Origin of the sequence: Pseudomonas sp. NDM (assembly GCF_003105095.1) — a bacterium.
Taxonomy (GTDB): Bacteria; Pseudomonadota; Gammaproteobacteria; order Pseudomonadales; family Pseudomonadaceae; genus Aquipseudomonas; species Aquipseudomonas moraviensis_A.
Genome location: NZ_QETJ01000025.1, coordinates 15,789 through 36,883, shown reverse-complemented (window position 1 = coordinate 36,883; position 21,095 = coordinate 15,789). Strand labels below are relative to the sequence as shown.

At 61.7% G+C, this 21,095-nt stretch carries 13 protein-coding genes; 5 read left to right on the top strand and 8 right to left on the bottom strand.

Going from position 1 to position 21,095, the window contains the following annotated elements:
* Nucleotides 1–44: 44 nt before the first annotated feature.
* A complete protein-coding gene (locus DCO47_RS08640) occupies nt 45–2,819 on the top strand; it encodes a hybrid sensor histidine kinase/response regulator (protein ID WP_064362991.1) in 2,775 nt (924 codons plus the stop codon).
* 4 nt (nt 2,820–2,823) lie between these two features.
* On the opposite strand, the gene DCO47_RS08635 is transcribed toward DCO47_RS08640, so the two are convergent.
* The 3 genes from DCO47_RS08635 to DCO47_RS08625 are packed head-to-tail and all read right to left on the bottom strand — an operon-like array spanning nt 2,824 to nt 4,982.
* Complete coding sequence (locus DCO47_RS08635) at nt 2,824–3,465, bottom strand: hypothetical protein (protein ID WP_064362992.1); 642 nt, start codon at nt 3,463–3,465, stop codon at nt 2,824–2,826.
* A complete protein-coding gene (locus DCO47_RS08630) occupies nt 3,462–4,136 on the bottom strand; it encodes a hypothetical protein (RefSeq protein ID WP_116657917.1) in 675 nt (224 codons plus the stop codon). The genes DCO47_RS08635 and DCO47_RS08630 overlap by 4 nt, the downstream gene beginning before the upstream one ends.
* A gap of 57 nt (nt 4,137–4,193) precedes the next feature.
* Nucleotides 4,194–4,982, bottom strand: a complete 789-nt coding sequence (locus DCO47_RS08625) for a hypothetical protein (protein ID WP_116657916.1) — start codon at nt 4,980–4,982, stop codon at nt 4,194–4,196.
* A gap of 244 nt (nt 4,983–5,226) precedes the next feature.
* On the opposite strand from DCO47_RS08625, the gene DCO47_RS08620 reads away from it, so the two are divergent.
* On the top strand, nt 5,227–5,823 hold the full coding sequence (locus tag DCO47_RS08620) for a MarC family protein (protein ID WP_016771870.1): 597 nt from the start codon (nt 5,227–5,229) through the stop codon (nt 5,821–5,823).
* Between the two features lie 78 nt (nt 5,824–5,901).
* Here DCO47_RS08620 and DCO47_RS08615 read toward each other — a convergent pair whose 3' ends face one another.
* The 5 genes from DCO47_RS08615 to cobG all read right to left on the bottom strand — a co-directional run bounded on the left by DCO47_RS08615 (nt 5,902) and on the right by cobG (nt 17,725).
* Entirely contained in the window at nt 5,902–13,008 is a 7,107-nt protein-coding gene (locus DCO47_RS08615; RefSeq protein WP_116657915.1) for a TcdA/TcdB pore-forming domain-containing protein, read from the bottom strand.
* A gap of 368 nt (nt 13,009–13,376) precedes the next feature.
* Nucleotides 13,377–15,077, bottom strand: a complete 1,701-nt coding sequence (gene cobJ, locus DCO47_RS08610; protein ID WP_116657914.1) for a precorrin-3B C(17)-methyltransferase — start codon at nt 15,075–15,077, stop codon at nt 13,377–13,379.
* Nucleotides 15,077–15,811 carry a precorrin-2 C(20)-methyltransferase gene (locus tag DCO47_RS08605; RefSeq protein WP_370695113.1) on the bottom strand — a complete coding sequence of 245 codons (735 nt, stop codon included), beginning with the start codon at nt 15,809–15,811 and terminating at the stop codon, nt 15,077–15,079. Before DCO47_RS08605 ends, cobJ begins: the two co-directional genes overlap by 1 nt.
* Entirely contained in the window at nt 15,808–16,434 is a 627-nt protein-coding gene (locus tag DCO47_RS08600) for a precorrin-8X methylmutase (protein WP_042608916.1), read from the bottom strand. The genes DCO47_RS08605 and DCO47_RS08600 overlap by 4 nt, the downstream gene beginning before the upstream one ends.
* On the bottom strand, nt 16,427–17,725 hold the full coding sequence (cobG, locus tag DCO47_RS08595) for a precorrin-3B synthase (RefSeq protein WP_305889188.1): 1,299 nt from the start codon (nt 17,723–17,725) through the stop codon (nt 16,427–16,429). Before cobG ends, DCO47_RS08600 begins: the two co-directional genes overlap by 8 nt.
* 132 nt (nt 17,726–17,857) lie before the next feature.
* Between cobG and DCO47_RS08590 the strand changes: the two genes are divergently transcribed.
* The 3 genes from DCO47_RS08590 to DCO47_RS08580 are packed head-to-tail and all read left to right on the top strand — an operon-like array spanning nt 17,858 to nt 20,884.
* Nucleotides 17,858–19,069, top strand: a complete 1,212-nt coding sequence (locus DCO47_RS08590; RefSeq protein WP_064363005.1) for a bifunctional cobalt-precorrin-7 (C(5))-methyltransferase/cobalt-precorrin-6B (C(15))-methyltransferase — start codon at nt 17,858–17,860, stop codon at nt 19,067–19,069.
* The gene (locus DCO47_RS08585; protein WP_116657912.1) at nt 19,062–20,159 is read left to right on the top strand and encodes a cobalt-precorrin-5B (C(1))-methyltransferase; all 1,098 of its coding nucleotides are present in this window, start codon (nt 19,062–19,064) and stop codon (nt 20,157–20,159) included. The genes DCO47_RS08590 and DCO47_RS08585 overlap by 8 nt, the downstream gene beginning before the upstream one ends.
* Entirely contained in the window at nt 20,156–20,884 is a 729-nt protein-coding gene (locus tag DCO47_RS08580; protein ID WP_116657911.1) for a cobalt-precorrin-6A reductase, read from the top strand. The genes DCO47_RS08585 and DCO47_RS08580 overlap by 4 nt, the downstream gene beginning before the upstream one ends.
* Nucleotides 20,885–21,095 lie beyond the last annotated feature (211 nt).

The following is a 21,095-nucleotide window of genomic DNA, read 5'->3' as shown; positions in this document are numbered from 1 at the left end:
GCGCATCGTTATATTCTGGCATCAACCTACGAAGGGATTTCGCCGTGCGCTGGCTCAGGATTGCCATAAGCTTCACCGTCACGCTGATGACCTTGCTCTGCATGCTCCCGGCCCAGGCCGCGCAAGGCAGTGGCTGGTCGGTATTGCTTGACGATCAGGGCATCCTGCAACTGAGCGACATCCGCTCCGCTCGCTACACCAATCAATTCAGCCCCACCGACCTTGACCACCTGACCGCGGCCGAGCCCGAGGGCGCCCTGTGGCTGCGCTTCAAACTGGCGCCGGGCAAGCACGAACAGGTGCTGCGCATCTTTGCCCCCGATCTGTCACAGCTCAATCTCTACGTGCTCGACGGCGACCGGCTGATCGAGCAACGCAACACCGGCACCGCACGGCCACAGGCCGAACGTCCCTTGCCGAGCAGCGATTTCATGCTGCCCCTGCCCCAGGCCGACAAGCCGCTGGACATCTACGTACGCATGGTCTCCGACCATCAATTGCGCCCGCACATCACCCTGCAAGCGGCGGTGCAAGGCGCGGCCGATCAGAAGCAGACGCTGATTTTCGGCCTGCTGTTCGGCTGCCTCGCCATGCTCCTGCTGCACAATCTGGTGCGCTACGCCTACTCGCGCTCGCGCAGCAGTCTGTGGCTGGCGATCTGTGAAGGCCTGCTCGGGCTGAGTCTGTTCCTGTTGCTCAACCTCGCCGGGCCCTGGCTGCCGAACTGGCATGCGATCCAGACGCCGGGGGCTTATCTGGCCCTGTTGCTGACCGCCCCGGCCGGATTGATGTATGCCCTGCGCTTCTTCGCGCCACTGGGCCAGCACCCGCTGAACAAACTGCTGTGGGGCGACATTCTGTTGATCGTCACGTGCAGCCTGTTGCTGCTGTTCGTCAACACCTTGCCGCTGAACATCATCACCTACGCGCTGGTGGCGCTGGCCGGCCTGAGCATGTTGCTGGTGGGCTTCTATCACTGGCAAAAGGGCTACCGCCCGGCACGCCTGTTCGTGGCCGCGATGGTCGTGTTCAACATCGGCACGCTGGTCATCCTGCCGGCGCTGCTGGGGCTGACCCTGGTCACGCCGCAAGGCCTGATCATGACGCTGATGGTGTTCATCTGCATCAGCGGCCTGCTGATGAGCATCGCCCTGGGCGAGCGACAGCGCAGCATCACCGAAAGCCGCTTCAGCATCAGCCGCGACCTGGCGGCGAGCAATGCCGAGATCAATGCCAAAGCCGAGTTCCTCGCCAAGATCAGCCACGAAATCCGCACCCCCATGAACGGCGTACTGGGCATGACCGAGTTGCTGTTGGGTACGCCGCTGTCGGTCAAGCAGCGTGATTACGTGCAAACCATCCACAGCGCCGGCAACGAACTGCTGACGCTGATCAACGAGATCCTCGACATCTCCAAGCTCGAATCCGGGCAGATCGAACTCGACGACGTGCAGTTCGACCTCAACGCGCTGATCGACGATTGCCTGAGCATCTACCGGGCCAAGGCCGAGCAACAGAACGTCGAGCTGATCAGCTTCATCCAGCCGCAAGTGCCACGGGTGATCAGCGGCGATCCGACGCGGCTGCGCCAGACCTTGCTGAGCCTGCTGGAAAACGCCCTGAAGAAAACCGAAGAAGGCGAAGTGTTGATCGTCGTCGCCCTCGACGAGCGCAGCAGCAAACCGCGCCTGCGCATCGCCGTACAGGACAGCGGCGTGCCGATGGAGCCGGAAGAACGCGATGCACTGCTGCACGCCGAGTTGCACAGCAAACACTTCCTCTCGGCCAATCGCCTCGGCGGTAATCTGGGGCTGGTGATTGCGCGACAACTGATTCGCCTGATGCACGGTGAGTTCGGCATCAAGAGCGGCGCCACCCAGGGCAGCACCTTATGGCTGACGCTGCCACTGGACCCCGATCGCCTCGAGCATCCGACCTCCGATCTGGACAGCCCGCTGCAAGGCGCGCGGGTGCTGGTGGTCGACGACAACGACACCTGTCGCAAAGTGCTGGTGCAGCAGTGCAGCGCCTGGGGCCTGAACGTCAGCGCCGTGCCTTCGGGCAAGGAAGCGCTGGCGCTGCTGCGCACCAAGGCGCACCTGCGCGATTACTTCGATGTGGTGCTGCTCGACCAGAACATGCCGGGCATGACCGGGATGCAACTGGCGGCGAAGATCAAGGAAGACCCGAGCCTGAACCACGACATTCTGCTGATCATGCTCACCGGCATCAGCAACGCGCCGAGCAAGATCATTGCGCGCAATTCGGGGATCAAACGGATTCTGGCCAAACCGGTGGCCGGCTATACGCTCAAGACTACGTTGGCGGACGAACTCAATCAGCGCAACAAGGGCCAGGTGGTGTTCCAGCCGCAAGTGGTTACAGCGGCCGCTGCTGCGAAAGTGCCGAGCGACTTCCGTATCCTGGTCGCCGAAGACAACACCATTTCGACCAAAGTGATTCGCGGCATGCTCGGCAAGCTCAACCTGCAGCCGGACACCGCGAGCAATGGCGAAGAAGCGCTGCAAGCGATGAAAGCCCAGCGTTATGACCTGGTGCTGATGGACTGTGAGATGCCGATCCTCGATGGTTTCTCCGCCACTCAGCAACTGCGCGCCTGGGAAGTGAGCAATCAGCGGATCCGCACACCGATCGTGGCCCTCACCGCGCACATTCTTGCCGAACACAAAGAACGCGCCCGGCAGGCCGGCATGGACGGGCACATGTCCAAACCGGTCGAGCTGTCGCAGTTGCGCGAGTTGATCGAGCACTGGGTGGCACAGCGTGATCAGCAGAACCGTACGGCTTCCACGTACTGAGCGATCAGAGTTCAAGCTCGCTCAAATATTTCAGTGACTGGGTGAGCACCGACTTTTTCACCTTCTCGCGAAACGTACCGTAGTGAAGCGTATTGAAGCTGATCAGTGCCATCTGTTCGAGGCTGTTACTGATGAGTGATTGATCATCGAGAAACAGGAACCCGGTGGCCTTTCGTTCAAGTTTGAACTGCCGATGATAGACACCCATATCGACCCTGTTCGGGCCATTCATGACGCAGGGAATCAACTGAAAAATACTGCCCTGCGCCCGCAGTACGGTTGAGTCGAACAGTTCGCTCGCAGATGCATTCCTTTCCATTTGCTTGAGGGCGCGGCTCATCGGCCAGGCGAAATCGGCGCCCAGGCGCGTGGAAATGCGGTTGATCGCCTGCCCGGCCATCACACCGCCCTGCTCAGGTACGAAGGCTTGCGGACGGGGTACGTCCCATCCCAGAAATCTCAACTGGTTGCAGTAGTACTCGAACCATTCCCCGGACAATCCTGCTTCGAATGCTGCGCGCGTCGCGTTTTGCGCGAACGCCGTGCTCATGTAGACGTCTTCCCGGTGGGATGGGGGCAGACCGCTGGCGAACGACACGACGCTGCCGCCCACGACCGCAGCGGGTGGTGCGAAAAGCTCGGTCATTGCTCATGCTCCAGGGACAGCGCCGCCACGTTGGCCGCAATGCGATCTTGAATCTTCAGCGCTATTTCGCTGGCGACCATCTCATACAGACCTTGCGACAGCGTTGATCGGGCAAGCCGCAGCGTGACAGGACCTTGAACCTCCTCTGCCTGATAGGCATGGGCCAACGGATTCACAGGAAGCGCTTGATGCGTTCTCAACGTCACGTACACGCTGGTGAGATGCGTCGGGGAGTGCGCCACGATCACCAGCAACTGCACAGGCATTGCCGTTGCATCAGAGATCTTTTGCATATGCGTACGAAGCAGATGGATGGCCGGATGCTCCGCCGGCAGATTCGCACATTGATCCAGCATGGCTGCAATCGCAGGCACTCGATCTGGATCGGCCTTACCGATGCAATCGACTACCCAATCGATGACTGACTCCATATTCCCAGACAACACATTCCTGTCCTCACGCGCCCTCGTCTGGCGCACCCAGAAGTTGTCCAGGACCTCTGTATAACACTCATACCATTGGGATCCGGGTTGTTTTTCCACCGATTTATTGGCGACCAATTGTGCGTACAGCACACTGTTGATGACGTTGTCACAAGCCAACATTTCTTCTGTTTCAGGCACCAGCAAAATTGCCGCGCCAACGACAACTACTGAATAGGCCGTATCCATAACAAGTTATCCCCGCACAAAAAAGGCGGCCGTTATCCGGCCGCCTTCATGTTGTCATCAAATATCGTAATCGATGGCTTTAGCCAAGTGATTCACCAGAGCGGTAGCAATCTTTGTGCGAGTCGCTTCAGCAACAAACTCGTTTTTCTCGAAGACAGTTTCACCGCGATAAAGGCCGACATTGCGAACATCCACATCGACAAACATTACTTTGGTCGAAGAGTTGCGTCGGGCAAAGCGCACGGCACCAACTGCAAAAATAGTCGCTCCGTTGATCTCGGCGCACGCGCCGGCGGTCACTCCACCGACACCGTTTTCCAGCAGGTTGCGCTCATACAGGGTCAATGCCGTTTGACGCTCTTTCAGCGCAGCGATCGCATCGCCCGCTACCTTCAACATCAGCGCGGTGCTAGGACCAGGTACAGCCAGGCCAGCAACTACCGAGCCAAGGATTTCAAGCACCAGCTTGTCCATCCGCACGCTGGTTCCGCTGACTTGCAAATCACTGTAGAAACGGCGGATAGGCGCCCAGCCCGCATTGGTCATGACTTCGCGAAACAGCATGTACCATTCTTTGCCCTGGCTCTCCAGGGGGTAGCGCTTGTTAGCAACCAGCGACGCATAAAGAAAAGCATTCTGCGCATCGGTGCGATTAACACCGGTGATGTTGCCGCTGAAGGAAATGATCCCTTCACCGACAACCGAGCCCTGGGAGGGCGCTTCAATTTCGTCACCCGGCATGATCAGACTACGCGAACGGATAATGGGCGCATCATCCAGTTCATATTCGTCAATGTTTTTGACACACGCATCGATATACCGCTGACTTACAACTTGAGCATTCATTACAACTGTTCCTTATTCAATTCAATGCAAGTTCCTCATGAACTTGCAAAACAAACAATAACCAGCAAATACATTACCCACAAACCCAAACATGTAACAGCATATCCAGCACAAAACCAAACCAACAAAAGAAGTTATCCCACTCCCCGGAATAACAACTAAGCAACAATTAAACATCAGACCCACAGCCAATAGATCAGTCTGATAGACTCCAACTCATCTACTCTGGATGCGAGCCAAAATCATGCTCCACGTGTTGTTCAGCGTTTACCTGAAGATGCTGGTGCTCTACAGCCCGTTCTTCGTGTTGTCCTGTTTTATCAGCCTGACCCGCGGCTATTCGCGCAAGGAGCAGCGGCGTCTGGCGTGGAAGGTCGCTCTTGCAACACTGATTTCCAGTGTTCTGCTGTATCTGTTCGGGCGGGTGATTTTCGACGTGTTCGGCATCACCGTGGACGCCTTCCGCATCGGCGCCGGCAGCGTACTGTTCATCTCGGCACTGGGCATGGCCCAGGGAAAACCGGCGGTGCAGGCCGACAACGTGCAGCAGGATGTGACCATCGTGCCGCTGACCATTCCGCTGACCGTCGGCCCCGGCACCATCGGTGCCTTGCTGGTAATGGGCGTCAGCCAGCCGCACTGGGACGACAAGCTGACCGCGATCATGAGTATCGCCCTGGCCAGTTTTACCGTCGGTGTGGTGTTGTATCTGTCCAATCGCATCGAACGGATTCTTGGCGATCAGGGTTTGCAGATTGTCAGCCGCTTGATGGGGCTGTTCGTCTGCGCGCTGGCAGCGCAGATCATCTTTACCGGTGTGAAGGGCTATTTGGTGCCTTGAGCATTGCCGCAGCACGACGACCACTACAAAACGCCGCGCACGGTAACCGTTCGCGGCGTTCTGTTGTGCAGAGCGACCTCAGTGCAGGGCTGCGATCACCGCTGTCAGGCTGGCCGTTGACTCAGCACCGCGCTCGGTGGCCAAGGCTTCCACGCCTTGAGTCAGGGTGAAGGTATGTTGCCGCCCGGCGATGGGGAGCATCAGTTCCAATGGGCGCTGTGCGTCGAAATTGCGCACGATCAGACTGCGCCCGGAGTCCGGATCGCTCAGCACCACGTCGCCATCGACCGATGACATCAACCAATGCCCGCACTCGTCCAGGTCCAGAGCCAGCAGGCAAGGCTCAGCCGTTTCCGCGTCCCACGCCTGTCTTCCATCGACCACGATGCAGTCCAGGCGCTGCCAGGTTTCCAACGACAGCCGATAACCAGAGGTCTGCGCAGCGTAAACCAGCAATAGCTTGTCGACCCCATCGGGCAGCAACGTCGCAATCTCCGTAATGTCATCAGCCACTTCGAGCGTCATGACCTCGGCGTCGCGATGGGCATGACTTGCGGGTAGCCAGACGCCGTCGCTTGGGCCGGCGCTGAAAATCAATGGGGCGATCGGGTCGAACAGCAGCGGCTGCCTGGACCCGCGCGTGCCGAGAAATGTCGACCACGATCCGTCGCTGCGACCTGGAAGATCGAACAGCCGATCGAGGTCCGGCACGTAATACACATAGCGTCCGGTCGCGCTTGCCACTTGCACGACCGGCGCGTGGGCATGCCCGCTCAATAACGCTCGCAGGCGTGCACGTAACTGCTCATCGGTCTGCCCCGGCACGCAAGACCAGCGATTTGCCACGCCAACGATCATCGCTGGCTGGTTATCCAACAATTGCAGATGCACCCCGTCGAAGGTCTGCGCGATCAGCCCTTCACCCTGCCGCTGCACCTCGCTACAGGCCCATGATGGCCAGACCTTTTCAGGCCTGACCAGCAACTGCGGCTGCACCAGGCGATGCTCGGCTGAAAACGCTCCGCGCAGCGCTTCGATCGCCACCAGCGGCTGGCGATAAAGTCGCCCGGTGGCGACCTCGAACAACCAGACGGCGGTTTTATCCGGCGTCGGGCCGAGCAGCGACAATTCCCTGCCTTGACCGATCTCGGCCAGAGCGATTTGCCCCTCGATAAACCATGCCGCCAGCAGGGCCTGACCCGCTACATCGCGCAAACCCAGGATCGGAAAAGCCACCAACGGCGCGGCCTTGGCCAGCGCGGGCAATGCACTCAACCAATCGGGGTTGCGTTGCAGCCAGCGTTGACCAACGCCGGCAAACCTGAGAATCGAGGGTTTATCTGCCAGATCACGCCACGCCTCATCGCTTCTGTGGCTGAGCGCAGGTACCCCGAACTTGAGCGCAACGTCGTCGGCAATCGCTGGCGCAGCAGGCACATCGACGATATCGACCTCGCACAGGCGACCATCGTCCCGGGTGGCGATGAAGCGCTGATTCGTGCGGGTGATCTCGACCACATCGTGCTCGATCACCACATTCTGCCAATGCCCTTCGCTCGGTTCGATGCCGCGGCTGATGGTCCGCTCCTGCTGACTGTAGAACAGCACCGCATTGTTTTCAGGACTGGACGGCATCAGCATCAACAAGTCCTCGGGCCATGCCAGGTTTTGTCCGGCCTGAATGCACTTGCCCGTCGTCTTGTTCAGCCAGGCGCGGTCGCGCAACTGCGACCCGACGTAGCCTTCGACGACAATGAACGGAGCATAGGACCAATCGCTGCTACTGGCGGTCGTGTCTGGCGTGTCGTCAGCGAATGGCACATCGATCTGGCGCAGTGCTTCGCGCGGCTGAAACCGATAGTCCTGCGCCGCAAAAGCAATCTTGCAAGCCGTCAGCTCCACCTGTTGGGCGCTGATCCGATACTCGACGGTGGTCGTGCCATGCAGCGCTTCTGCCGTCAGCCTCTGCGCAATCCGCAAGGCACCATCGGCTTGCTGGTGGCAGCCGATGATGGTCGAACCTGTGCGCGGTTTTTTCAGCCGGTAGCGATGCTGGACAGTACCGGTCAGCGCATCGACCCGCCAGACCAATGGATGGTCGGGATGGTAGAACCACGCATGACGGGCGCTGACGCCGGCCAGAACCACGCCCTCGCTGACCTCTTGCGGCAGGTTGCGCCCGAACAGCACTCGATCCCGCGCAGTGTCGTAGTAGCCAGTAGTGATGACTGGCCGGCCCGGCGGGTGGAACGGCACCCTGAAGTTACGCAACGGCAGACAGGCCGCTGTCAGTTGTCCGGTTTTGACCTGAGTGCGCAGAAAGCTCAGAACCGGCGCTGGAATGCCACTGGCTGTCTGGTTTGCGCTGCGCAGGTGATCCGCAGCTGTATTTTCGTAGTCGAAGATCACGCTGATCAGATGCAGGCTGCGGCCCGTCCAGTCGATCCGGTACAGCCCCTCGGCCAGCTCGATGACGCCGTCGAAACGATTCAACACCAGGCCATCGACCAGCATCTCAGGTGCGCTGTCGGCACTGTCCCGTGGTTGTTCGCGGAAGCTGACCTGCGCCAGCCGTGCCCAGGACGCCTGCACCGTCCATGTCACCTGTTCCCAGCCCTGCGCTTGCTCGAAGCTCACCGCCAGCAGGCCCGGCACCAGCCGGATCCGGTACTGCCCTTGCGGTGCGGTGATGCGGTACGCAATCTTCTTGCGCCACTCTGGTGGCAGATCCGCAACTACCAACTGGCGCACCGATTCGCTCAATTGCACCGCGATCGTCGTGGCCAGGAATACCGGATGCAGCTTGAAGAGTATGTGTGGCGCAAACGGTGTACTGAACAGATAAAACTGCCGATTGCCCTGGGTGTCATATTCCAGCTGATGCGCCAGGCGATCATGCAACTGCGGATAGCGGGTGGTGGAAAAGGGTACGGCGCCGGCGCTGCCGATCTGATATTCGTAGCCGTAGTAACAGATTGGCGCACAGGGCAGCACCATTGCCTCGGGCAACGTGCCCCAGACGCTGGCGACCGCAGGTCGTTGAAAAGCGCTGCGGATATCGATCGCGGCGTGCCGCCGGGCGGGATCATCGTCGTACTGCGGCAGCTCCAGCGCGCTGCCCTTCCACGGGTAGAACTTCTGCCCCTCGAACACCACCCGTCTGCTTTGCAGATTCAGATCGGTGATCACTGCCAGTGAGGGGAACTGCAAGACCGCACCATGGCTTTCGTAAGACGCCTGATAAGCGTCATGGATCTGCGAGAGGTGCTCGCCAATGGCCGCAGCCTTATCCATGATCTGCCCCAGATTGCTGGCAATGGCGGTCACGCCGATACCCACGCCCAGGAGCGGCACGGACAGCGCTGCGGCGAACGCGCCCACCGCTCCGCCCGCCGCCAGGGCGACGATATCCAGGCCCAGGGCCGCCACGTTGAACGCCAGAGACGTGGAAAAGCGCGCACGCTGCTCACGATTCTCTGCCTGCGTCAGGTTGTAAATGTCGAAGCCGATGTTGGCCACGGAAAACGCCACCCCGACGCCCGTGGCGGCCTGCCCTGCCAGGCGAGCGGATAACGAAGCCGGCTTCAATGCCTGCTCAGCCGCCGCCACCTGGCGCACCAGTTGGGCAATCTGCAGTGCATCGCTGACCACACCAGTCCCCAGCTGTGCATAACTGACGTACAGCTGGATTTGCAGGGAGACGGTCAATGTCGGCAATGAATCGCCAGCGCGGTACTCGCGCTGGCGCATTTCACTGATCAGCGTCTGGATCGCGAAGGCGAAACTCAACCGGCTGCCACCGTCGTGATCAGCCGCCAGACCAGGCCTGGCCGCGCCGCCCTGGACGAGTCGTTCGACATACTGCCTGATTCTCTGAAAACGCGAATCCCGGCTGAGGACCGTGACGGTATTTTGCCCATTGCGCGAATCCATCAGCGTCAGGCGATAGCCGCCATCGGCGTCGTTGCCGAGGGTATCGAGCAGCGGCACATACTCACGCGCCAGCTTGTGCTCACTGCGCAAACGCTGGGTCGCCTGTTCGAACTCGCTGGCCCAGTAGCGCGCATCGAGCTGCGCCAGACTGGCGCCCAGCCGCGAGTTCTGGCCCAGAGACCGGATGCGGGCCAGCGCTTGTTTGTGCCAGATCGACGCCCCCTGAGGGTCGGCCAGCGCAACGTTGTGCAGAAAACTGTCCACGCGCAGATCCGATGACAGCCTGCGTTCGGCGATCGCCACGGTGTCCAGCTCAGTCACGGTGAACTGCGCCGTGGCCATATCGCCCAGGCCATAAAGCTTCGCCAGGGCGTTATCGTCCGCGCTCAGATAATGCTCTATGCCACGCAGCAGTTGTGCGCCATCGGCAAACCCGTAGAGGGCAAAATTGGGATCGTAGAAGCGATAGGTCGGGTGTTCACCGGTCAGGACCTTGGCCAGCAACAGGGCGTGGTCGCCAGTGTCGAGCAGCAGCACCGCAGGCCCCGCGCGGGCGTCCAGTGCAGCCATGATGCTGTCGAGACGCTGCACGCCCCTCGCGGTGCCGACCTCGGCGGTGGGCACGGCACGCAGTTCGTCCAGCGCACTGCGCAACGCCTGTGCACCGAGTTCGTCGGGACTCGCGCTGGCGGTGGCGACATGCCCTACCAACGCCCGCTCGGCCGTCTCGCCGGCAGCCACGGCGGCGGCCATCAGCAGCGCCAGCGGATAGCAACGGCGACCCGGATCGCCCGCGCTGCGTAGCAGCAGATCCTGCGGCAACTGCTTGACCGAGACGGCGCCAGCCGTGAAAAAGGCGTCGCGCACTTGCCCGCTGCGCTGGAAGATCTGCGTGCGTAACTCCTGCTCGGCGCTGCGCTTGATCTGGCCGATACGCTCGCCCCACTGGCGTAGCGTCAGCGGCTCGGACATGGCTTGGACCTTGAGCTCGCGGGCCGTCGATGCAACGGCCGGCAGGTCGCGCGCCAGTCCGTTTTCGAACGTTGCCGAGTGGCGCTGGCGCACGGCTTTTTCGATCGCATCGTAGCGGGCGAACGTACCGTCGCTGTCCGTTTCGAGGGCGAGGTTGCGCACGTTCTGCCAGGTATCGGCGAACCCTGCATCGTCCAAATGCGTCGCACCGAAAATCCCCCCGAGCACCACTCGCATCAAAGGACTCAGTTGTTCCAGCGGCATCGTTCCGTGGGCGATCCGGCTGAACAGTTCGTTGAGGTGGCTGACGGAATCCGCACCGCGGGAGGTCGGCACAACGGCAGGCCTTTGCGCCAGTACTTGCTGGCGGGTGTCGAAGTCGATGACCACGGCCTGGTGGAAAGCGACTTCACCACTCAACTTGTCGCGCATTGCTCGAATGAACGGCTCTCCCAGATCATCCATCAAACCTTGCAACACCGAGGTCAACAGCACCGGTTTGCCTTCGATGATCGGCCAGCCGCGCTCGAAGGTCAGGCTTCGATCATTGAGCAGTTCGGACAAGCGACCGGCATACCGAGACTTGAGCTTTCCCTCGGCCCACCGGGCGTGCTCCCGTTCCAGCCAGTCTTTTTCCTTGCCCCTGACGATCCAGCCGGAAACGGTTTCCTCTTCGGTATTGACGTTGTAGCCCTCGCGCAAACGCTGTTGCGCCAATACCTGACGGCTGAAAGACGGATCGGAATTGGCTTCGATATATTCATGCAATCCGGCGAGTGCCGCGCCCGGGCCGGTAAGCGTTACGGTACCCCCGGCGTCATTACGGATACCGTCCTGGTAATAGGTGACAACCGCTTTAAGCAACTGATAGGCATACGCCTCATCCCATCGGGTGAAGTTCGACCTGACCAGAATATCTTCAATGACTGTTGCAGCAACGCCGGTCAGGGTTTCGCTGTCGGCCCAGCCCGCTCCCGAATTCGCCATGCGTTTTTCAACTTCAACGAGCACGTCGTAATTAAGTCGAATGACTTGCATGATCGACATCGTCATGCCGCTGCCTGGCTGAGCAATAAAATGCGCGTTCATTTCTTCGCCGATTTGCAGTCCCATGCGAAAGCCGTTCTCGACAGCGTCCATGGTTTCTGGCGGCACGAACAGTTCAAGGACGTCCGGCTTGCTCCGAGCAAAATCCTCCAGAAGTTGTTTATGTTGTTCGGGAAGGCTGTCGGTTCTGTCTGGGTAATACTGCGGATCGCGTCCAGGCATCAACTGCCGGTTGTTATTCAACAACAGTTGCAGAACACCGATTTTCTGCGTCTGGCTGTAATCGCTGATATCGACACCACCCAACTTATCGAGCAGTGGCGGCAGATAATCCATGTCGGTATAACGCCCGCCTTCTAGGAAATTTGCCTGCAAGCGCACCACATCGCTCGCCGCGGCGAAATTGCCACGCATCGCCACTTCGCGGCGGTAGACGTCCGCCAGCAGGTCATCGGTAAAGGCGTGAGCTACATCGCGTAATTGCAGGTCCGGACCCACCATCGCCAAATGGCTATCGAGGCAGCGTTGCCGGAAAGCCTGCAGCGTCGCGCGGTCCTTGCCATAAGCACGCACCATCAGATCGATGCGCGCTTCATCGGTTCGCCCCTTCCATTTCGGCTGGCTGAGGTAGTCAAACATTTGCTGTTTCAAGACCCGCGCGCGGTCTTCAATCATCGTCGCCAGTTGCCCGGCATGGTTGAGTTGTGCGCCACCGGACGCCATCGCATCAGCCCTGGCACTGTCGAGAATGACCCGGTTCATCTCGAAAGCCAGCAACGCGTCGCTGTCGTACCAAAGGTTGAAGCGGTAATCCTCAGCCCTCATCACCTGGCGCCAGATGTTCATGTAATCGCGCTGGTTGACACCGACTTCGCTTCCGCCAACCCAGACGAAATGAACAATTTTCGGCACCGGTTGGCCCACCCCCGACAACATTTCCACGGTCGTCGAAAGCCGTGCCAGATAACGCTGCAGCCCGCTCGCAATTTTCTCGACAGCCACAGGCACAGCGGTTTTCTTGCGTTTCAACAATGCTGCAAGTTGCTCTTGAAACAAGCTTGCCAGATTCAGTAACAGCACCGGGTCAGTCGTCTGACTGGCCTGCTGATAATAGTCGTTCAGCGCTTGGTATTGCGCCGAAGCGGAAAACTCTCGAAGTGCCTTGGAAAGCACCGAATATTCTTGCGCAGTTACGAATGCTCGTCCGAACGAATAATCATTTTTTAAAGCCATCACACATTCCTTGTTTATTGAATGACCCATTCACCGCGCACACTTTCGCGCCGCTGCAGAGCGGTAATCCGATTTCAATGACACTCGACAAGTGCTACGAACACAGCACCCTAGTGGGCCAACAAGCGCCATACAAACAACAAGGAATACAAAGCTTGTCGCCGGCAATATCTGATCACACGGAAATCATCCAACCGTAACAGCAGTGCGATTACTAACGGGCTGGCGCAATCTCCAGGCATAAAAAATGGCCCTGTCCGTGGGGACATGACCATTTTTTATGACTTGAAGAAAACAATTGAAACTTCAACTCAACTTACAACCGCTCAAACTTCTTACAGCTGGAAATTGAATGACTGGAGGCAGTTTCAGGAACGTGGTTTTTCGCCATACCAACGCGGCGTATACACCCAGTCACCGCCCCCGGCACGAGCGAAAGTGCAAGTGGTCGACGAACCGATCAGCACCATCGTGCGCATGTCGACCTGTTCCGGCGTCAGCGCACCCAGCGTCGTGGTGCGCAGGGTCTGTCCCGGGCGGCCGATGTCCCGGCCCAGAACCGCCGGCGTTTCCGGCGAGCGGTGCTGTGCAACGATTTCCAGCGCGCGGCCCAGTTGCCAGGGGCGCGCCCGGGAAATCGGGTTGTAGAACGCCAGGGCCAGATCCGCTTCGGCGGCCAGATCCAGACGCTTCTCGATGATCGCCCACGGCTTGAGGTTGTCCGACAGCGACATCACACAGAAGTCGTGACCCAGCGGCGCCCCGGCCTGAGCGGCGGTTGCCAGCGAGGCGGAGACACCGGGCAGGATCTCCAGCTCGACACTGTGCCAGGCCGGATCATCCGATTCGTGCAAGGCCTCGAGCACCGCAGCGGCCATGGCGAACACGCCCGGGTCACCAGAAGACACCACGATCACCGAGCGTCCTTCGGCGGCAAGCCTGAAGGCGTGGCGGGCACGCTGCATTTCTTCACGATTATCGGTGCAGTGCTGCACCTGATCATCGCGGAAAGGGCCGGCCATGCGCACGTAGGTTTCGTAACCGAGCACATCGGTGGCGCGCGCCAGTTCGGCTTTCACCGCCGGCACCATCAGGTCGGCGGCGCCAGGGCCAAGGCCGATTACCGCGAGTCGACCCCGTGGGCGGCCGATCTGCGAAACGTCCAGTGGTTGCTCGGCAATCGCCACCGCCAGATGTTCAACGCCAATCACGTTCGCTTCAGGCACTGCGATACCCGCCAATGCCTGCAGATCGCTTTGCGCCGCCACGAAGCGCAGTGGCACGCCCAATTCGAGCGCAGCCTCGCGCAAGTTCGTCGCGGCCATGTCAGTGTCGGCAGCCACGAGGCAGGCGAGCGCCGGCACGGCGACGTTGGCCCGTTGCAACGCGGCGCGAACGACGTTTGGCAGATCCGCCACCTCAGCATTCACCGCCACCGCCACACTGCGCGGATAGATCAACAACTCGTCGGCACTGGCCAGACGCTGCGCACTGCTCACATGGATCGAACGCAATGCCTGCGGATCCTGTGGCAACTGCGCCTGATCCAGCCACGGCGCCGCGCCTTCGATACGCACGCTGTGCCCGGCGAGCAGGTCGGAGACGAAGCGTTTGCCCGATTCCAGATCCGCCAGCGCATAACCACTGGGCGGATTGAGCAGGCAGGTGCCAAAGCGCAATTCCCCGCTGGTGGTGATTGCCGGCGCCACGTGCAGCGCCGCCGCGATCTCCCGGGCCATGACATTCACTCCGCCCAACCCGCCAAGTAGCGGCACCACGGCGCTGCCGTCTTCAGCGACAGCCAGCACCGCCGGTTCGGCGCCCTTCTCCAGCAGCAGCGGCGCCAGGGTGCGGATGACGATGCCGGCCGCGCACAGGGCAATGATCGGCGTGTCCTGCTGATACAACGCGCGCAGGGTCGCGCCGAATTCCTGATACAGGCAATCAGCGCCTTCAACCCGCCCGGCGAGGCCGTGGATCTGCGCCGCCGGATAGACCTGCTGAATCCGCCGTGCAGTCGCGAGGCTGCCCTGGCCGAGGATAACGATGGCGGGTGTCGAGTGCGTCATCACCCTTGCCACCGTTCGCCCGGGACGATGATCAGCGAGAAGTATGGCGAGGACATCGGCTCGACCTGATCCATCGGCACGATCTTCTGATTGGCCATGGTTGCCCGTTCGACGTACAGCGCGCGCTCGGCGAGGCCGAGTTCTTCCAGAACCTGACGCACCTTGGGAAAATTGCGCCCCAGCTTCATGATCACCGCCGCATCGGCATCGGCCAGACGCCGTTTCAGCTCTTCATGGGGGAGCACGCCCGAGAGCACCGACAGGCTCTGATTGCGATACACCAGCGGCGCGCCGAGCACCGAAGCGCCGCCGAGCATCGAGCACACGCCGGGCACCACTTCAGCCTCATAACGGCTGGCGAGGCGGTCGTGCAGATACATGTAGGAACCGTAGAAGAACGGGTCACCTTCGCAGATCACCGCCACGTCGCGGCCGGCATCCAGATGTTCGGCCACCGCCACCGCGGCTTCGTCGTAGAAATCGCTGATGACCTGTTCGTACGACAGCGGCGCTGGCAACGCCTCGGTGGTCACCGGGTACACCAGCGGCAGCAGATTCTGCGCCTCGACCAGGTGCGCCTCGATGATCCCGAACGCATTGCCCTTCTTGCCCTTGGCCACGAAGTACGCGACCACTGGCGATTCGCGCAACAGGCGCAAGGCTTTGACGGTGATCAGTTCCGGATCACCGGGGCCGACACCAAGGCCGATCAGACGTCCTTTGGCCTGCATCATTCGATCTCCGTGGCGAGAGCATTGACGGCGGCGGCGGCCATGGCGCTGCCCCCCAGGCGGCCCTGCATGATCACGAACGGCACGCCACGACTGTCGGCCGCCAGCGCCGCTTTCGATTCGGCAGCGCCGACGAAGCCCACCGGGAAGCCAAGAATCAGCGCCGGTTTCGGCGCGCCGGCATCGAGCATTTCCAGCAGGTAGAACAGCGCGGTCGGCGCGTTGCCGATCACCACCACACTGCCTGCAAGGTGCGGGCGCCACAGCTCCAGCGCCGCGGCCGAGCGGGTGTTGCCCAGCTCGCGAGCAAGCTCCGGCACGCTGTCGTCGCGCAAGGTGCAGATCACTTGATTGTTGGCCGGCAGACGAGTGCGGGTCACGCCTTCGGAGACCATGCGCGCGTCGCAGAGAATCGGCGCACCGGCCGCCAAGGCATCGCGCCCGGCCTTGCCCGCGCCTTCGGAAAACTGCAGACCGTCGACGGCCTCGACCATGCCGCACGCGTGGATCACCCGCACCGCGAGTTTTTCCAGATCGGCGGGGATGCGCGCCAGATTGGCCTCGCGGCGAATGATCGCGAAGGAGTTGCGATAGATCTCCTGACCGTCGCGGATGTAATCAAGCATCAAGGGGGCTCCGGGAGCGGGCGTCGAGCAGGGTCGCGGCCGCTTCAATAGTAAGGTTGCAGGCGTGCAGCGAGCCGAAACCGGGCTGTGCTGCATCGCGAAAATAGAGGTCGTAATGACCGGGGGCAACGGCCAGCAGCGTGGCTGGCGCGCAGTGAGCGGCGGCGCAGGAGCGCGAGCAGCCTGACAGGTGCACGCGCAGTCCTTCGGGCAGCAAAGGTGCCAGTTGCCGGGCGTCCTGTTTGGTGTCGGCCAGGCCTTTGCCGCAGCCATCGGCACCGGTGCAGGCGATCAGGCGGGTCAGCGGTTCGGCTGCGGTCGCCAACAGGCCCAACGCCCGAAACTGCTCAAGCACTACGTCGGTATCAGTGGCCTTCACGTTCGGCAGCAGCAGGCTTTGCCACGGGGTGAAACGCAGGCTGCCATCGCCAAATTGACGGGCCAGCTGCGCCGCGCCGCGCAGCATCGGCGGATCGAGTCGTCCAAGCGGCGGCACCGCGCCGATGTAAAAACGATCCGTCGTGTTTTGCTGCCGGGCGCCAATGTGCAGCGCGTCTGCCGACGTCGGGCGCTGCCAATTGCTGATCGCCTTGACCAATACACGCTCGCGCAACGATTCAAGAAAGGCGAGCCTTGGCAACTCGTCGAGCAGATGGCGCATCCGTGTTTGCTCTGGCCGGGCCAGGTCGAGAAACAACTCCAGCACCGCGACCACCAGCGCGTGAGCGTTGTCCAGGGTCACGGCGCCGAGCGGGCGATCGGTCGGGCAACCGGCCAGACCGAATGCCCAGAGGATGTCGCCATCACGCTCGCACGCCGACAGCCACAGATCATGCGGATGCTCGAGCATCGCCAGCGCTTCACCGCCATCGAGCTGCACGGCGAACTTGGCGCTCAGCTCGTGGAAGCGCGGATGGCTTTGCAAGGTGTCGAGGATCTGTTCGGCGAGCGGGCGCGTGTCGATCGACAACTGCTGATCGACCCCGGCGGTCGGGCTGAGCATCAGATTGCGTACATCATCGCCGGCGGCGGTTTTTGGCCCAAGGCCAGCGGCGAGCAAGCGCTCGATCAGCGCCGTCGATTGCGCACCGATCCCGCGAATCTGCAGATTGCCGCGATTGGTCGCCTCGATCGCGCCACTGGCGAACTGCTCGGCGGCAGTGGCCACCGCATCGGCCTGATCAGCGCTGATCGAACCGCCGTCGAGCTTGATCCGACAGATACCGCCGTCCAGTGCCTGGACGATACGCAGCAACCCCGGGCAGGCCGAGGGGCGTAAGGCGGTGGACATCGGGCGTTCGTTCAAGGGGCTGACCGGTTGCGTGGCAGAAGCGCTTCGCGGGCGAAGGCGCGGTATTATGCCTGCTTTGTCCGGCGGCATGAAAAGTCTGCCCGTCGGAACGGCACGTTTAGAGGAATATAGATGTCACCCTGGCTGACGATCGTGGGAATTGGTGAGGACGGCTTCAAGGGCCTGGGCAAGAATGCCCGGCGTGCCCTGATGGGCGCTTCGCGGATCGTCGGCGGCCAGCGGCAACTGGATTTGCTGCCGCCGTGCATTGGCGGCGAGCGGCAGTCGTGGCCCAGCCCTTTTTCTCTCGCGCTGGTGCTTGAGTCCCGTGGCGAGCCCGTTTGCGTGCTGGCCAGCGGCGATCCGATGTTCTACGGCGTCGGTGCCAGTCTGGCGCGTCTGGTGCCGAGCGCCGAGATGTCGATCATTCCCGCGCCTTCGTCGTGCGCATTGGCGGCGGCGCGCTTGGGCTGGCCGCTGCAGGAGGTGACGGTTGTGTCGCTGGTGGCGCGGCCGCTGGCGGCGCTCAATGCGCACCTGTTCAGCGGCGTGCGTCTGTTGTTGCTGAGCAATGACGGCAGCAGCCCCGCCGCCGTCGCGCAACTGCTGCGCGAGCGCGGTTTCGGCGCCAGTCGCCTGAGTGTGCTGGAGCATTTGGGTGGCGAGGCCGAGCGGTGCATCGACCGCCGCGCCAGTGAATGGGACAACCCGCCCGTTGCCGATCTCAACCTCATCGCTATCGAGTGCCTGGCCGAGCCCGGTGTTGCCGGCCTGTCGCGGCTCGCCGGTTTGCCCGATTCGGCATTCCGCCACGACGGCCAGTTGACCAAGCGCGACGTGCGCGCCATCACCCTCGCCCGTCTGGCACCGACGCCCGGCGAACTGCTCTGGGATGTCGGCGCCGGCAGCGGCTCGATCGGTATCGAATGGATGCGCGCCCATCCGAGCTGTCGCGCCATCGCGGTTGAGGCCGACGCGGGCCGTCAGCAATTGATCGAACACAACCGCGATGCGCTGGGCGTGCCCGGCCTGCATCTGATTCGCGGCAAGGCACCGCAAGCGCTGCATGGCCTAGAACGTCCGGACGCTGTTTTCATCGGCGGCGGCGTCACCCGTGAAGGCGTGGTCGAAGCCTGCTGGGAACAACTCAAGCCCGGCGGCCGTCTGGTCGCCAACGCCGTGACGCTGCAAAGCGAAGTCGCCCTGATGCACTGGCGCGAACGTTACGGCGGCGAGCTGACGCGCATTCATGTCGCTCAGGCGCAGCCGCTCGGCGAGTTCGACACCTGGCGTCAGGCCTTGCCGATCACCCTGCTGGAATTGGTCAAACCCCTCGATGCGTGACGAAACCGCCGAACAACCCGCGCCCCTGCGCAGTGGCCTCACCACCGGCAGCTGCGCCACCGCGACCAGCCTCGCCGCGGCGCGCCTGTTGCTCACCGGCGTCGGCGCCGACGCAGTGCAGATCACCTTGCCCAAGGGCAAACAGGTACAGATGCGTCTGGAGTTCTGCCGCCTGAGCGAGGACGGCGCCGAGGCCGGCACGATCAAGGACGCTGGCGACGACCCCGATGTGACCCACGGTGCTTTGCTCTATTCACGAGTGCGCTTGCTGGACGAAGCGGGGATCCGTTTCAATGCCGGCGCCGGAGTCGGAACGGTGACCCGCCCAGGGCTGGTACTGGCTGTCGGCGAGCCGGCGATCAATCCGGTGCCGCGCAAAATGATCAGCGATCACCTGACCCTGCTCGCCGCCGAAACCGATTATCACGGCGGCTTCGAGGTTACGGTCAATGTCGAGGGCGGTGAGGCACTGGCGCTGAAAACCATGAATCCACGGCTGGGCATTCTTGGCGGCCTGTCGATCCTCGGCACCAGCGGCATCGTCCGGCCATTTTCCTGCGCTGCCTACATCGCCTCGATTCATCAAGGCATCGACGTGGCGAAAACCAACGGTTACCTGCACATCGCCGCCTGCACCGGCAACGCCAGCGAAGACACCATGCGCCGGGTCTACAACCTGCCGGAAATCGCCCTGATCGAAATGGGCGACTTCGTCGGCGCGGTGCTCAAGCATCTGCGCAAGGTACCGGTGGATAAACTCAGCCTGTGCGGCGGCTTCGGCAAGATCAGCAAACTGGCCGCCGGGCATATGGATCTGCACTCACGGCATTCGAGCATCGACTTGCCGCAACTGGCCGAGTGGGCGGCGGCGATTGGCGCGGACGCGGTGTTGCAGCAAGGCATTCGCGCGGCCAACACCAGCCAACAGGCCTTGGCCATGGCCAGTGCGGCGGGGATCGCTTTGGGTGATGAAGTTTGTCGCCACGCGCTGAATTTCGCCCGCAGCGTGGTGCCTGCGCAGGTGCAGGTCGAGGTGTTTGCGATCGATCGCCAGGGCGGGATCGTCGGGCACGCCGGAGGTTTTGCATGAAACGGATCTTGCTGCTCGGTGGTGTGACTGAAGCGCTGGCGATTGCCCGCACGCTCGGGCCAGAACATATCTACAGCCTCGCCGGTGTTGGCCGGGTGCCGACGGATCTGACTTGTCAGGTGCGCGTCGGTGGCTACGGGGGCGCTGAAGGGCTGGCGCAGTTCATTCGCGACGAAGGCATCGACTTGCTGCTCGACGCCACGCATCCCTATGCCGCACAGATCAGCCAGAACGCTGCGACCGCCGCGCAGCTGACCGGCATCCCCTGCTGGGCATTACGTCGCCCGGCGTGGCAACCGCAGCCCGGTGATGACTGGCGCGAAGTCAGCGACTGGGCCGAATTGATCGCTGCGCTCAAGCCGTTTTGCCGACCGTTGTTCACCCTCGGCCGCGAACCCCTGCAACACCTCGACGAAATCCCCGCCCACCAGTTCTGGACCCTGCGCGCCCTCGACGTCTACCCTGGCAACGAACGCTGCGAAGTGATCGGTGCGCGGGGGCCGTTTCTGCTGGAGGATGAGCGCGCACTGTTCGAACGGCGGCAGATCGATGTGTTGATCAGCAAGAACAGCGGCAGCACCGCGACCGAGCCGAAGCTGGAAGTGGCGCGTGAGCGTGGGGTGCCGGTGCTGGTGTTGAAGCGGCCGGAGTTGCCGGGGGTTGATCGGGAGTTTGCCTCGGTCGACGCAATCCTCATGGCCCTCGCGACCGTTAACCTTATCTAAAAAACAGGCGCAGTTTTCACACACACGCCTTCGCGGGCAAGTCGAATCGTCGCACCGCAGTTCCCACTGGGTTCGCGGGCTGAACAGGCTATGTGGTCGCCACCGAACAGTGTGGGAGCGAGCCTGCTCGCGAAGACGTCGGCAAAGTTTGCACATCATTGCCTGATCCACCGCTTTCGCGAGCAGGCTCGCTCCCACAATGTCACGGGCT